This is a genomic window from Halobacterium sp. KA-6, assembly GCF_021029015.1.
Classification (GTDB): Archaea; Halobacteriota; Halobacteria; order Halobacteriales; family Halobacteriaceae; genus Halobacterium.
The window spans coordinates 548,219-560,872 of sequence record NZ_JAJJZH010000001.1 but is presented as its reverse complement, the minus strand read 5'-3'; the positions used below and the strand labels follow the sequence as shown (position 1 = coordinate 560,872).

The window sequence follows — 12,654 nt, the reverse complement described above, 5'->3', positions numbered from 1 at the left end:
TGGTACGTGTATGCACATCACGCGGCACGGGCGTGGGGGCCGCGCGACCGTCGCGGCGCTGGCGTCGCAGGTCCACCCGGTGTTCATGCTGCCGCCGCTGGCCGCGGCCGGATTCGGGGCCGTGCTCGCAGGCGAGTTCTCGCTGGCCGTCGCGGGCGTCCACCTCGCCGCGATGTTCTGCGCCGTCTACACCGCCCACGTCAAGGACGGCTACGTGGACTTCCACGTGCGCGGCGAGGACGACGACCACCCGCTCACTCCAGCGGGCTGCCGGGTCGCCATCCGCGCTGCGTCGCTGTCGTTCTTCGCCTGTGTCGCCGGCCTCTGGTGGCTCGTCGGCCCCGGTGCCGCCGCGCTCGCCGTGCCCGCGTGGCTCGTCGGATACCACCACGCGCCCCAACTCGACACGAACCCCGTCACGACGACGACCGGCTACCCGCTCGGCATCGCCGTCGCGCTCGTCGGTGGCTACTACGCGCAAGCCCAGTCGCTCGCCGTCCGCCCCGTCGCGTTCGCGGGCGTCCTGCTCGTGCTGCTCTCGGGCGTGAAGGTCGTCGACGACGTGCAGGACTACGACTACGACCGCTCCATCGACAAGCGCAGCGTCGCCGTCGTGCTCGGGAAACCGGGCGCGCGACGGCTCGCGTACGGCCTGATGGCGGCCGCGATGGCCTGCGTCGTAGCGCTCGCTGTACTCGCCGTCTTCCCGCCGAGCGCCGTCGCTGCGGTCGCCGCGTTCGCAGTCGTCGCCTGGTTCGCGGCGCGCGCCGAACCTACCGTCGCGACGATGCTGCTCGTGCGGGGCTGCTACGTCTTCCTCGCGGCGCTGGTCGCCGCGGTCTGGTTCCATCCGCTCGCGTAGCCCGCTCGCGGCGAGAGCGGTGTGCTGAAGGGCGCGGGCGGCGTCTGGACGGCCATGGACGCCTGGCAGGACGACGACGCGCTCGCCGACCAGTACGCGGACGCGTCGAACCTCGCCGCCCGACAGGTCTTGCACGCGCGGTTCTCCACGGCCGACCGCTCTCCCCACGAGTGGCTGTTCGACCAGTTCGACCTCCCAGAGGACGCGATGGTGCTCTCGCTCGGCTCGGGGCACGGCGCGCTCTGGACCGCCAACGCCGACCGGATTCCCGCCGGCTGGGACGTCACCGTGACGGACAACTCCGCGGGGATGATGATGGACGCGATGGAGGCGCTGGAGGACGTTGACCGCGAGTTCGACTTCGACTCGGTGGACGCCCGCGACATCCCCTACCCGGACGACACCTTCGACGCCGTCACCGCCCACTTCGTGCTCTCTCACCTCGCTGCTGCGGACCGCGAGCAGGCACTCTCGGAGATTCGGCGCGTGCTGAAGCCCGACGGGACGCTGTACGCCGCGACGACCGGGACCGACGACCTCGCCGCCGTCTTCGACGCGGTCGCCGAATTCGGCAGCCGGCCCGCGGACGCCGGGTTCGCGCTGGAGAACGGCGAAGCACAGCTGCGCGAGCAGTTCGCGAGCGTCGAACGCCGGGACTTCGAGGACGAACTCGAGATTACGAAGTCCGAGCCGCTGGTCGCGTACCTGCTCTCGCTACCGGGCTTCGACGGCAGCGACGCTTTCGAGTTGGAACGCGCGTTCCGCGACAAAATCGGCGAAGAGAGGTTCGTCGTCGAACGGTCCGTGGGCGTGTTCGTCGCGTCGGGGTGACTACTTCGCGGTGGAGACGATTTTGATAACGTCGCCTTCCTCGAGTTCGTAACCCTCACCGACCTCCCGGCTGGTCTTCGCGTTCACCGCGTGGAGGTAGCCCTCGACGATGTCCGAGTGGACGGCGTACGCGAGGTCCACGGGCGTCGAGCCGTTCTCCAGGAGGAACGCGTCAGGGAGGACGTTGCCTCTCGCGTCGGTCCACTTCGACTGGTCCTGCACGGGGTAGGCCGTGACCATGTCGAGCAGGTCGTAGACCGCGTGGTTCAGCGCCGCCTGGACGCCCGTGCCGCCGTACTCGCTCGTCGTCTCGCGGAGTTCGTCGAGGGCTTCGCGCTGGCCCTCGCTGATTTCGCCCGTTATCTCGAAGTCCTCGTCGCCGGGGTCGTAGTCGAGGAAGCCGGCGTCGACGCCGCGGCGGAGCGCGAGTTCGCCCTGCGCAGTCGCGGGAATCACGGGCTTGTCGAGGTCGAGCAACCGCTGGACGTTCTCGGCGGGCGCGACGTCGATTTTGTTCGCGACGACGACGATGGGCTTCGTGCGCTGGCGGATGCCGCGTGCGAGCGCCTCGCGGTCCTCGGTGGTCCACTGCACCGGGTCCTCGGAGTAGTCCATCCCGCGGAGGACGGCAGCGACGTCGTACTCGGTCGCGCCGAACCCCGTCATCAGGTCGGTCACGGCCTCTTCGATGTCGAAGCCGGGGCTGCGGGACTGGCGCTCGACGGTCTCCCAGTTGCGGTCGACGATGCCCGCCAGCCAGAGGTCCATCTCCTCCTCGATGAAGTCGATGTCCTCGATTGGGTCGTGCGTGCCGACCTCCACGGGTTCGCCCTCCTCGTCGGTCGCGCCCGCGGCGTCCACGACGTTCACGATGACGTCCGCGTTCGTGAGCTCGTCGAGGAACTGGTTGCCGAGCCCGCGCCCCTCGTGTGCGCCCGGCACGAGGCCCGCCACGTCTAGCAGTTCGACGGGGACGTAGCGCTTGCCGTCGTGGCAGTTCTCGTGCCCGCAGCGCTCCTCGCGAGTGAGACACGGACACTCCGTGCGCACGTGAGTGATGCCGCGGTTCGCGTCGATGGTGGTGAACGGGTAGTTCGCGACGTCCACCTCCGAGCGCGTCGCGGCGGTGTAGAACGTCGACTTGCCGGCGTTCGGCTTCCCGGCAAGCGCGATAGAGAGCATACCACGTGGTAGCGCGAGCGCGGAAGAATGGCTTTCGGTTGGGCGACTCACCCCAAGCGATATTCGGCGCCCGACAGAACCACTCGGGCGATGAACACGCTCGAGGTTACGCTCCGGCTGGTCGCGGGGCTCGGGTTGATTCTCGCGAACGGCTTCTTCGTCGCCATCGAGTTTGCCCTGACCCGCGCCCGCCAATTCACCGAGGCGGAGTTCGTCGACGGCAACCCCTCTCTGGAGCGCGCGTGGGAGATGACCAACGACCTCGAGCTCTACCTGACGACGTGCCAGGTCGGCATCACGGCGTCCTCGATTGCGGTCGGTATCGTCGCCGAACCGGCGCTCGCAGCCATCTTCGAGCCGGTGTTCCACAACACGTGGCTCGCGTCGGTCGGCGCCGGGGCGGTGCTGGCGTTCCTCGTCATCAACCTCGTCCACCTCACGCACGGCGAACAGACGCCGACCTACCTCGGCGTGGAGCGCTCGCGGTTCGTCTCCAAGTACGGCGCCGGGCCGCTGTACTGGTTCCACTTCGCCATCTCGCCGATTATCAAGCTCGGCGACGGCGTCGCGAAGGGGACGCTGAAGCTGTTCGGCGTCGAGATGACGGGTGCGTGGCTGGAGACCGAGGAGGACGTCATCGAGTCGCGCGCCGACCTCCGGAACCGCCTCGGGTCCGTGCTCGGCGAGTCCGACCTCACCCAGGAGCGCCGCGAGGAAGTCCTGGGCGCGCTCGACATCGACCAGATGCCCATCGAGAACGTGATGGTCGACGCCGACGACGTCGTCGCGCTGTCGACGACCGTCGGTCTCGAGGAGAACCTCGAACGGATGAGCGAGACGCCGCACGTCCGGTACCCACTGGTCGGCGAGACCCTGGACGACTTCCGCGGCATCGTCTATCTGCCGGCGGTGTTCCGCGACCTCGACGACCTCCGGTCGGGTGAGGACACCCTCGACGACGTCGCCCAGCCGCCGATGACGATTCCGGCGTCACTACCCGTCAGTGACGCCATCGACCGCTTCCAGTCGGAGCGCCAGGAGCTGGCGTTCGTCACCGACGAGAACGACCACGTCGTCGGCCTCGTCACGGTCACGGACGCACTGGAAGCCATCGCCGGCGAAGTCGAGGACCCGCTCGACGACGAGCACGAGCGTTAATCCGCCCGCAAGCGCGTCGCAGCGCTCCCGGCCGCGACGACGAGGAGCATCACGCCTGCGAACAGGTACGCGAGGTCGCCAGCGAGGTCCCACACCTTGTACTGGTAGTCGTAGAAGCCACCGCCGAGCACGAACCAGAAGCCGTTGACGCCGGTGAGCAGCGCGACGAGTCCCAGAAACGCGACGAGTCCCTCGCGCCACAGTCGCACGCCGACCACGAGCGGCGACGGGGACTTGTCGGGTTCACCGCGCTCGGGAACGTGGGGGTTACCCGCGTCGGCGTCACCGCTGGAGGGCGAGTCAGACATAGGGAGGACTGGTCGAGGAGCCGACTAAACTATTCGGGGTCGCGGTCCGCACGGCTGCCGAGGTGCATCTCGCCGCGGGCGCGGATGACGCCGTCGACGTCGGCGTCCGGGTGGACGTGGACGTCCTGCCCGGAGACGTCGCCGAGCACGACCGCGCCCGGTTCGACGCGTACGTCGCCGTTGCGCGTCGTGACGTCGCCGTGAATCTTCGTGCCCGAACCCACGCTCACGTCGTCTTGGGCGCGCAGGCTGCCGAAGATGTTGTTGTCCTCGCCGACGTCGATGCTGGTCGCGCGGATGTTGCCGTGCAGCCGGCAGTCGTCGCCGATGGTGGCGGGCGTGGAGACGCGCCACGCGTCGTCGGAGACGCTCCCGGAGCGCGGAATCGTCAACGGCTGGGCGTCGCCGCTGGCGGCGAACTGGTCGACGAGCTCCTCAGCTTCCTCCTCCTCGCCGATTTGGAGGAGGTGGGTGAGGTAGACGACGAAGAACGTGATGGTGGGCATCGGATTCCGGATGACGATCCAGCCGGAGGCCTCGAAGCCCTCCTCGATGTCGACGTCGTCGCCGATGTCGAGGTCGCCGCCGACGACCAGCCGACCCGTGATGTGGACGCGCTCGCCGAGGTAGGCGTCCTCGCTGGCGAGCACGTTCCCGTCCACGTCGCACCACATGTCCAGCCGGCAGTCGCCGTCGGCTTCGATGTCGCCGGCGAACGAGACGCGTTCGCCCGCGATTACGCTGTGGCCGCGAACCCCGAGTTCGACCGTGGACTGGCCGCCGACCAGCACGTCGCCGTCCACCACGACGTCGTGTTCCTGTACGGTGGTGCCGTCGGGCACGACGAGTTCGTCTATCGGGTTCGGGCCGAGCACACCCGTCCAATCACCCCGCACGCCAATAAACCCCGCGAGAGCGCACGCCAACCGTCGGACGGCGGGCTTTTGTCCGCTCGTCGCCTACTCGGTGGTATGACTACGCTCTCGTTCGAAGACGACGGCGTCGACATCGTCTACGAAGGCACGGAGTTCCGCATGGAGCGCGAACTCATCGAGGAAGCCACCGACAAGAACTACCACGAGGTCACCGACCACGAGGTGCTCAAACTCGTGGAGCGCGACCCCTCGCTCTCCGGCGAGCCGCGGCGCATCGGCGACATCGTCTAGACGCGAAGTTTTAGGTCCGAGCGCGGCAATCGACGGGTATGACCGCGACGCTCCCCGACTTCGAACACCCCTCGTGGGTGACGGCGCTGGCTACGTTCGCGAGCTACGGGCTCGTCCTGCTCGCGATGACCGTCCTGTTGTTCCTCGTGCCGTACGCCATTTTCACGGCGCTGTGAGCAGGAGCTAGCGACAAAATACTCGTCGCGTAAAATCAGGGGGAAAGCGGCAGCTACGCGGCGTCGAACCGAAGAGGACGAGAGAGAGGAGTTACGCGAAGGTGCGCGTGGGTTCGGCGCTGGCGTCGGTGTCCTGTTCGAGCTTCTCCAGCGCGTTCTCGAAGTCCTGCATCGTGATTTCCTCGCGGTCGTCGCGGATGGCGAACATCCCCGCCTCCGTGCAGATTGCTGCGACGTCCGCGCCGGACTTGTCGTCGGTCTCCGCGGCGAGGCGCGTGAAGTCCACGTCCTCGGCGAGGTTCATGCTCCGCGTGTGGATGCGGAAGATCTTCTCGCGGCCGGTCTCGTCGGGGTTCGGCACCTCGATGAGGCGGTCGAAGCGGCCGGGGCGGAGGATGGCGCGGTCGAGCATGTCGAAGCGGTTGGTGGCGGCGATGATGCGGATGTCACCGCGCTCGTCGAAGCCGTCCATCTCCGAGAGGAGCTGCATCATCGTCCGCTGCACCTCGGCGTCGCCGGAGGTCTTCGAGTCCGTACGCTTGGACGCGATGGCGTCGATTTCGTCGATGAAGACGACGGCGGGCTCGTGGTCGCGGGCGACCTGGAAGAGGTCGCGGACGAGCTTCGCGCCCTCGCCGATGAATTTGTGGACGAGTTCGCTGCCGGCCATCTTGATGAACGTCGCGTCCGTCTGGTTCGCGACGGCCTTCGCCATCAGCGTCTTCCCGGTGCCCGGTGGCCCGTGCAGGAGCACGCCGCTCGGCGGGTCGATGCCGACGGTGTCGAACATCTCGGGCTCCTTCATCGGGAGCTCGACGGTTTCGCGCACCTCGCGGAGCTGCTCGTCGAGCCCGCCGATGTCCTCGTAGCCGACCTCGGGGGACTCGTCGACTTCCATGACGCGGGCGCGGACGTCGGCCTCGTCATCGAGGCGTTCGACGATAGAGAGGGAGTTGTTGACCGCTACCCGGGCGCCGGGTTCGAGGTCGTCGCGGAGGTCGTCGGTGACCTCGGTGAGCGCCTCCTGGTTGTTGCCGTGCTGTTTGATGATGGCACCGTCGTTGTTGAGTTCCTGGACGGTGGCCACGAACAGCGGCGACTGCTTGAGCTTCTTGTTCTCGTGGGAGAGCCGTTCGAGCTTCTGCTGGTACTTGTTGTTCTCGGCGTTGGCGTCGAGCAGGCGGTCCCGCATCTCCTCGTTCTCGTCCTCGAGGGCGGAGAGCTGCTCCTCTAGGGCCTCGATTTTCTCCTGGAGAGAGGCGCCGTCGTCGTAGGGCAGCTCGGCGTCCTCTGCGGTCTCAGTCATCACTTCTGGGTAGGGTGTTAGTTCATAAGAGGCTTCGGGTGACCCAACACCTCGCGCCGAGGATAACCGTTGTGCATTTTCGATAGCGAAACCATTATCTAAGTGCATCCGGAATGGGTGGGTATGAGCGCCACCGCCAAAGACACGGAGACGGCCGAAGCACTCGAAGACCTCCCCCCGAGCGCGAAGCTCGTCGCGAAAGTCCTCGAATACAACGACACCCTCACGCAGAGCGAACTCGCCGAAGAGACCCTGCTGCCAGCCCGCACCGTCCGCTACGCGCTCACCCGCCTCGAAGAGCAGGACGTCGTCGAGTCCCGGTTCTCGTTCTCCGACGCGCGCAAGCGCATCTACACCCTCGCCTGATTCGGGCGTCGACCGCTGTCCCTGCTCCTGCTGCGCCAGCTACCCGCGGTGGACCCTGTGTTTTGTCTGCAGAAGCCACGTCTAGTCGAGCGAAAGCCGGCCGAGTAGCCGCTATCGGGCAGGAAATCGAAAGGGGCCGACCGCTCGCGGAGCGAGCCGACGCAAGCACGGCCGCAGGCCGCGCGCAGCGAGGCGCAGCCCGCGAGCGCGAGGGGGCTTTCGGAGACGTCGTCGCTGTCTCCAGTCCAGTAATCGCCTCCACTACCCACCCCACAGAAGCGCCGAACCTTTATCCGGCGTAGCGCTACATCCCCACAGTAATGGTTCGCGTCATCCACACGGGGGACACCCACCTCGGCTACCGCCAGTACCACTCCCCCGAGCGCCGGCAGGACTTCCTCGATGCCTTCGAGTCGGTCGTCGAGGACGCCGTCGCGGCGGACGTGGACGCCGTCGTCCACGCCGGCGACCTCTACCACGACCGGCGTCCCGGCCTCCGCGACATCCTCGGCACCATCGACGTGCTGCGGCCGCTCCGCGAGGCCGACATCCCGTTCCTCGCCATCGTCGGCAACCACGAGGGGACGCGGGACGCCCAGTGGCTCGACCTCTTCGAGACGCTGGGGCTCGCCGAGCGCCTCGACGAGACCGGTCGCCGCGTCGACGACACCACGTTCTACGGCCTCGACTACGTCCCCGAGTCCAAGCGCCCGGCCCTCGACTACGAGTTCGCCGAACCCGAGGCCGAGCACACCGCGCTCGTCTCCCACGGCCTGTTCACGCCGTTCGCGCACGCCAACTGGAACCTCGACGCGGTGCTCGGCGAGTCGAACGTCGACTTCGACGCCGTGCTCCTCGGCGACAACCACGCCGCCGACACCGCGCAGGTCGGCGACACGTGGGTCACGTACTGCGGCTCGACGGAGCGCGCGAGCGCCAGCGAGCGCGACCCCCGCGGCTACAACGTCGTGGAGTTCGACGACGGTGACGTCGCCATCTCCCGGAAAGGCATCGAGACCCGGGAGTTCGTGTTCGTGGACGTCGACCTCGGGCCGGAGGACGGCACCGAGTACGTCCGCGAGCGCCTCCGCGAGCGCGACCTCGAAGACGCCGTCGTCGTGGTCACCGTGGAGGGCGACGGCGATACCGTCACGCCCGCCGACGTCGAGCGGTTCGGCGACGAGCGCGGTGCGCTACTCACGCGCGTCAACGACCGCCGCGAGGTCGAGACCGACGAGGAGGTCGAGGTGTCGTTCGCGGACCCCGACGAGGCCGTCCGCGAACGCGTCCGTGACCTCGGGCTGCGGGAGGCGAGCCTCGACATCGACGATACGGTCCGGGACGGCGACCTCGCGGACTCGAACGTCCGCGAGCGCGTGAAACAGCGCGTCGAAGCCGTGCTCGACGACGAGCCGACCACCGAGGCCGACACTGACGCCGACGCTGACGGCGAGGAGGAACCGGCCGAACGAGCGCAGGCGACGACCATGGAGGACTTCTCGTGAGATTCACGCGCGTCTCCCTGCGGAACTTCAAGTGCTACGAGGACGCGGACGTGCGCCTCGACCGCGGGGTCACGGTCATCCACGGACTGAACGGCAGCGGGAAGTCCAGCCTGCTGGAAGCCTGCTTCTTCGCGCTGTACGGCGCGAGCGCCCTCGACAAGACGCTCGACGAAATCGTCACCATCGGCGCGGAAGAAGCCGAAATCGACCTCTGGTTCACGCACGCGGACAGCGACTACCACGTCCACCGCCGCGTCCGGAACACGGGCGAGCGCGCGTCGACGCCGGACTGCACGCTCGAGACGCCGTCCGGGAGCATCGACGGCGTCACCGACGTCGAGGAGTACGTCGGCGACCTGCTGCGGATGGATGCGGAGGCGTTCGTGAACTGCGCGTACGTCCGGCAGGGCGAGGTGAACAAGCTCATCAACGCGTCGCCGAGCACGCGCCAGGACATGCTCGACGACCTGCTCCAGCTCGGGAAACTGGAGGACTACCGCCAGCGCGCCGGGGACGCACGGCTCGGCGTGGAGGACGTCAAGACCAACGTCGCGGGGAAGCTCGACCAACTCGACGAACAAATCGAGGCCAAGGAAGCCGAAAATCCCCACGACACGCTCGCGAGTCTGAAGTCCGAACTCGCGGACGTCACCGAGGACATCGAGAATTACGAGGACCAGCGCGAGACCGCCCGCGAGACCCTCGAAGACGCGGAGAGCGTCCTCGACGCCTACGAGGAGAAGCGCGCGGAACTGGACGACGTTGCGGAGACGATTCGCGACGTCCGGGAGGCCATCGCGGAGACCGAGAGCGAGCGCGAGGAACTCGCCGACGAAATCGGCGAGCACCGCGAGCAGGCGGACGACCTCGAAGCCGAAGCCGACGAACTGGTCGCGGAGACCGAACTGGACGAGGCGGACGCGGAGGCCGCGGAAGCGAAGCGCGGGGAACTCGCTGCGGAACGCGAGAACGTCACCGAGCGCGTCTCCGAGGTCGCGCCCGAAGTCTCGAAGCTCTCGACGGAGGCCGACAACGCCGCCGAGCGCGCCGACGAACTCGAAGAACGTGCCGCTGACCTGCGAGAGGCGGCCGACGAACTCGAAGCCGAAGTCGAGGAACTTGAGGCCGAACGCGAGGAAGCCGTCGAACGCATCGAGGAATTGGACGAGGAAATCGCCGAGGAGAAGGCGGCGTTCGAGGACGCGCCAGTCGAATTCGGGAATGCCGAGGCGCACCTCGACTCGCTGAACGCGGACCTCGACGACCTCCGGGAGCGCCGCGAGGGCGTGCGCGCCGACCGCCAATCCGCCGAGGACCGCGTGGAAGAGGCCGAGGAGCTACTGAACGCCGGGAAGTGCCCGGAGTGCGGCCAGCCAATCGAGGGGTCGCCGCACGTCGAGAGCGTCGACGAGTACCGCGAGCGCGTCGCCGACCTCGAAGCCGAACTGGATACCATCGAGGAAGACGTCGAAGACGTCACCAGGCGCATCGACCGCACCGAGGGCCTCGTGGAGCGCGAGCGCGAGGTCGCGGACCTCGAACGCAACCGCGAACTTGCAGTCGAGCGCCGCGACGACCGCGAGGACGCCGCGAGCGAAGCGCGCGAGGACGCGGCGGAGAAACGCGAGCAGGCCGACGACCTCGAAGCCGAGGCCGGGGACGCCCGTGAGGAAGCCGAATCCAAGCGCGAGCAGGCCGAAGCCAAGCGCGAGGAACTCGCGGAGTTGAACGCCGAACAGTCCACGCTCAAGGAGCGCATCGAGCGGTTAGCCGACCTCGCGGACGTGCTGGAGGAGGCTGCCGACCACCGCGAGGCCGCGGACCAACTCGCGGAGAAGCGCGCGAGCCTCGAGGACCGGAACCGCGAGCGCCGCGACCGCCTGAGCGACCTCCGGGAGCGCAAGCAACGCCTCGAAGCCGACTTCGACGAGGACCGCGTCGAGGCGGCGAAGGCGGACGAGGAGCGCGCCGAGGACTACCTCGAACAGGTCGAATCCAAACTGGACGACCTCCACGAGCGCCGCGACGAGCTCCAGGGCCAGATTGGCGCGGCGGAGAACGCCATCGAGGAACTGGAAGCGCTGCGCGACCAGCGCGAGACGGTCGCCGCGCGCCTCGACGAACTCCAGGAGATTCACGACGAGGTCTCCGAGTTGGAGTCGATGTACGGCGACCTGCGCGCGGAACTACGTCAACAGAACGTCGCGAAACTGGAGCGCCTGCTGAACGAGACGTTCGAGCTGGTGTATCAGAATGACTCGTACGCCCGCATCGAACTCTCCGGGGACTACGAGCTCACCGTCTACCAGAAGGACGGCGAGCCTCTCGAACCCGAGCAACTGTCGGGCGGGGAGCGCGCGCTGTTCAACCTCAGCCTGCGCTGTGCCATCTACCGGCTGCTCGCGGAGGGCATCGACGGCGAGGCACCGCTCCCGCCGCTCATCCTCGACGAGCCCACGGTGTTCCTCGATTCGGGGCACGTCTCGCAGCTCGTCGAACTGGTCGAGCAGATGCGCCGCATGGGCGTCGAGCAGATTGTCGTGGTGAGCCACGACGACGAACTCGTGGACGCCGCCGACGACGTCGTGCGCGTGGAGAAGGACGCGACAACGAACCGGTCGCGCGTGGTGCGCGACCCCGAGGAAGTGCTGGCGGACTAGTTCTGTCGGAGCGCGTCGATGCCGTCTCTCCCCGTCTCGGTGAGCTGGTAGCCGCGCTCGCCGTTCACCGTCGCTTCCTCGACGAGGCCGGCGGCGCGGAGTTCAGTGACGCCACCGAGCAGGTCGCTCTCGCAGGTGTCGTACGCGCCGAGCATCTCGCGGGCAGCTAGCGGGCCGCGATCCGCCAAGTCGACGAGCAGGCCGAGCAGCCAGTCGTCGTGGCAGGCGGTGACGACGCGGCGCGCGGGCTCGGGGACGGCGGTCGCGAGCGCGTCGAGGGGCGCGTCGCCGTCCGCGGGTTCGAGGTCGTCGTTCGGGACGTGGCGCTCGTCGCCGGTCTCGGGGTCGCGGACGAGGCTGCTGTCGCTGCTCTGCTTGAGGAGGAGGTAGTGGTGGCCGTCGTCGTCGCGAACCGTACGCATGTGAGGAACGAGCGGGCGCGTGGCGTTAGGCCTTCCGGGGTGTCACTCGTTGTCGCTCTCGCCGGTGTAGCGCTGGTAGCGCCAGTAGCCGAACGCGAACAGCACGAGCCCGAGGACGACCGCGAGGCCGCCGTACTGCCAGCGCCCGCGGAACGCGACGAACATCAGGCCGAGGCTGACGGCGAGCAACGCGACGTTGAACGTGGCGACGAGCGTCCAGAACCGCCGGCGGAGGCCCGCGGGCGCGTCCGAGCCGTCCGGAATCTCAGGCGCGTCGACGGACGGGACATCGACCTCGGGCGCGAGCTCCTGCTCGGCGTCGCTGGGTTCGTCGTCGAGGAAGTCGTGGTCGCCGTCCGCTTCGGACTCGTCGAACACGCTCGGAGAAGGGCGGCGTCGGTGGAAAAGCGTTGCCTATCAGAGCACGTCGCCCAGCGACACGGCGTTCGTCGCTTTGAGCCACGCGAGCGGATTGTCGGCGTCGTAGAACACGACGCCGTCATCTGTGTCGTAGGACTCGACTGTATCTCGGGCGTCCTCGCCCTCGGGCAGCTGTGGGACGTCGTTGTGGCGGTTCGTGTCGCCCGCTGCGTGGTCAGTCACGTCTGTCACCTCGGTCTGTGGTAAGAAGTAGCATGGCATAAGCCTTCTCCCGGTGGCCGATTTCGCCGCGCAGAAGGGCGAGTTTTTAGGCGACAGGACCGAACGATTA

Annotated in this window: 15 protein-coding genes; 8 read left to right on the top strand and 7 right to left on the bottom strand. The window is 67.9% G+C overall.

Annotated features, from left to right (window positions below; translation table 11 throughout):
* The first annotated feature begins 10 nt into the window (after window positions 1–10).
* Both LPA46_RS03125 and LPA46_RS03120 read left to right on the top strand, forming a co-directional pair.
* Window positions 11–862: a UbiA family prenyltransferase gene (locus LPA46_RS03125; RefSeq protein WP_230891333.1), complete on the top strand. Its 852-nt coding sequence runs from the start codon at window positions 11–13 to the stop codon at window positions 860–862.
* A gap of 21 nt (window positions 863–883) precedes the next feature.
* On the top strand, window positions 884–1,693 hold the full coding sequence (locus LPA46_RS03120; RefSeq protein WP_230891332.1) for a class I SAM-dependent methyltransferase: 810 nt from the start codon (window positions 884–886) through the stop codon (window positions 1,691–1,693).
* Here the strand turns inward: LPA46_RS03120 and LPA46_RS03115 are convergent, their stop codons facing one another.
* A complete protein-coding gene (locus LPA46_RS03115; RefSeq protein ID WP_230891331.1) occupies window positions 1,694–2,875 on the bottom strand; it encodes a redox-regulated ATPase YchF in 1,182 nt (393 codons plus the stop codon).
* A gap of 90 nt (window positions 2,876–2,965) precedes the next feature.
* On the opposite strand from LPA46_RS03115, the gene LPA46_RS03110 reads away from it, so the two are divergent.
* A complete protein-coding gene (locus LPA46_RS03110) occupies window positions 2,966–4,033 on the top strand; it encodes a hemolysin family protein (RefSeq protein WP_230891330.1) in 1,068 nt (355 codons plus the stop codon).
* Here LPA46_RS03110 and LPA46_RS03105 read toward each other — a convergent pair.
* Both LPA46_RS03105 and LPA46_RS18965 read right to left on the bottom strand, forming a co-directional pair.
* On the bottom strand, window positions 4,030–4,341 hold the full coding sequence (locus tag LPA46_RS03105) for a hypothetical protein (protein ID WP_230891329.1): 312 nt from the start codon (window positions 4,339–4,341) through the stop codon (window positions 4,030–4,032). The two genes, LPA46_RS03110 and LPA46_RS03105, sit on opposite strands and share 4 nt — an antisense overlap.
* Before the next feature lie 29 nt (window positions 4,342–4,370).
* The gene (locus tag LPA46_RS18965) at window positions 4,371–5,216 is read right to left on the bottom strand and encodes a polymer-forming cytoskeletal protein (RefSeq protein ID WP_230890326.1); all 846 of its coding nucleotides are present in this window, start codon (window positions 5,214–5,216) and stop codon (window positions 4,371–4,373) included.
* A 96-nt stretch (window positions 5,217–5,312) separates the two neighbouring features.
* Here LPA46_RS18965 and LPA46_RS03095 point away from each other — a divergent pair, with 96 nt between their 5' ends.
* The gene (locus LPA46_RS03095) at window positions 5,313–5,507 is read left to right on the top strand and encodes a DUF5800 family protein (protein WP_230891327.1); all 195 of its coding nucleotides are present in this window, start codon (window positions 5,313–5,315) and stop codon (window positions 5,505–5,507) included.
* 38 nt (window positions 5,508–5,545) lie between these two features.
* A complete protein-coding gene (locus LPA46_RS03090) occupies window positions 5,546–5,683 on the top strand; it encodes a hypothetical protein (RefSeq protein WP_230891326.1) in 138 nt (45 codons plus the stop codon).
* A gap of 91 nt (window positions 5,684–5,774) precedes the next feature.
* Here the strand turns inward: LPA46_RS03090 and pan1 are convergent, their stop codons facing one another.
* Window positions 5,775–6,989, bottom strand: a complete 1,215-nt coding sequence (gene pan1, locus LPA46_RS03085) for a proteasome-activating nucleotidase Pan1 (protein ID WP_230890323.1) — start codon at window positions 6,987–6,989, stop codon at window positions 5,775–5,777.
* A 123-nt stretch (window positions 6,990–7,112) separates the two neighbouring features.
* Between pan1 and LPA46_RS03080 the strand changes: the two genes are divergently transcribed.
* The 3 genes from LPA46_RS03080 (at window position 7,113) to rad50 (ending at window position 11,520) form a co-directional block, all read left to right on the top strand.
* Window positions 7,113–7,355, top strand: coding sequence for a MarR family transcriptional regulator (locus LPA46_RS03080; protein ID WP_230891325.1), 243 nt, complete (start codon window positions 7,113–7,115; stop codon window positions 7,353–7,355).
* Between the two features lie 320 nt (window positions 7,356–7,675).
* On the top strand, window positions 7,676–8,860 hold the full coding sequence (gene mre11, locus LPA46_RS03075; protein ID WP_230891324.1) for a DNA double-strand break repair protein Mre11: 1,185 nt from the start codon (window positions 7,676–7,678) through the stop codon (window positions 8,858–8,860).
* Window positions 8,857–11,520: a DNA double-strand break repair ATPase Rad50 gene (rad50, locus tag LPA46_RS03070; protein WP_230891323.1), complete on the top strand. Its 2,664-nt coding sequence runs from the start codon at window positions 8,857–8,859 to the stop codon at window positions 11,518–11,520. Before mre11 ends, rad50 begins: the two co-directional genes overlap by 4 nt.
* On the opposite strand, the gene LPA46_RS03065 is transcribed toward rad50, so the two are convergent.
* The 3 genes from LPA46_RS03065 to LPA46_RS03055 are packed head-to-tail and all read right to left on the bottom strand — an operon-like array spanning window position 11,517 to window position 12,554.
* Window positions 11,517–11,942 carry a DUF7346 family protein gene (locus tag LPA46_RS03065; protein ID WP_230891322.1) on the bottom strand — a complete coding sequence of 142 codons (426 nt, stop codon included), beginning with the start codon at window positions 11,940–11,942 and terminating at the stop codon, window positions 11,517–11,519. The genes rad50 and LPA46_RS03065 overlap by 4 nt on opposite strands.
* Before the next feature lie 42 nt (window positions 11,943–11,984).
* Window positions 11,985–12,320, bottom strand: coding sequence for a DUF7322 domain-containing protein (locus LPA46_RS03060; protein WP_230891321.1), 336 nt, complete (start codon window positions 12,318–12,320; stop codon window positions 11,985–11,987).
* Between the two features lie 39 nt (window positions 12,321–12,359).
* The gene (locus LPA46_RS03055) at window positions 12,360–12,554 is read right to left on the bottom strand and encodes a DUF7331 family protein (protein WP_230891320.1); all 195 of its coding nucleotides are present in this window, start codon (window positions 12,552–12,554) and stop codon (window positions 12,360–12,362) included.
* Window positions 12,555–12,654 lie beyond the last annotated feature (100 nt).

Bases quoted from the DNA above. Each gene is read 5' to 3' on its own strand.
- LPA46_RS03125 (WP_230891333.1), top strand. From the start codon at position 11: ATGCACATCACGCGGCACGGGCGTGGGGGCCGCGCGACCGTCGCGGCG.
- LPA46_RS03115 (WP_230891331.1), bottom strand. From the start codon at position 2,875: ATGCTCTCTATCGCGCTTGCCGGGAAGCCGAACGCCGGCAAGTCGACG.
- LPA46_RS03110 (WP_230891330.1), top strand. From the start codon at position 2,966: ATGAACACGCTCGAGGTTACGCTCCGGCTGGTCGCGGGGCTCGGGTTG.
- LPA46_RS03105 (WP_230891329.1), bottom strand. From the start codon at position 4,341: ATGTCTGACTCGCCCTCCAGCGGTGACGCCGACGCGGGTAACCCCCAC.
- LPA46_RS03095 (WP_230891327.1), top strand. From the start codon at position 5,313: ATGACTACGCTCTCGTTCGAAGACGACGGCGTCGACATCGTCTACGAA.
- LPA46_RS03090 (WP_230891326.1), top strand. From the start codon at position 5,546: ATGACCGCGACGCTCCCCGACTTCGAACACCCCTCGTGGGTGACGGCG.
- pan1 (WP_230890323.1), bottom strand. From the start codon at position 6,989: ATGACTGAGACCGCAGAGGACGCCGAGCTGCCCTACGACGACGGCGCC.
- LPA46_RS03080 (WP_230891325.1), top strand. From the start codon at position 7,113: ATGAGCGCCACCGCCAAAGACACGGAGACGGCCGAAGCACTCGAAGAC.
- mre11 (WP_230891324.1), top strand. From the start codon at position 7,676: ATGGTTCGCGTCATCCACACGGGGGACACCCACCTCGGCTACCGCCAG.
- LPA46_RS03065 (WP_230891322.1), bottom strand. From the start codon at position 11,942: ATGCGTACGGTTCGCGACGACGACGGCCACCACTACCTCCTCCTCAAG.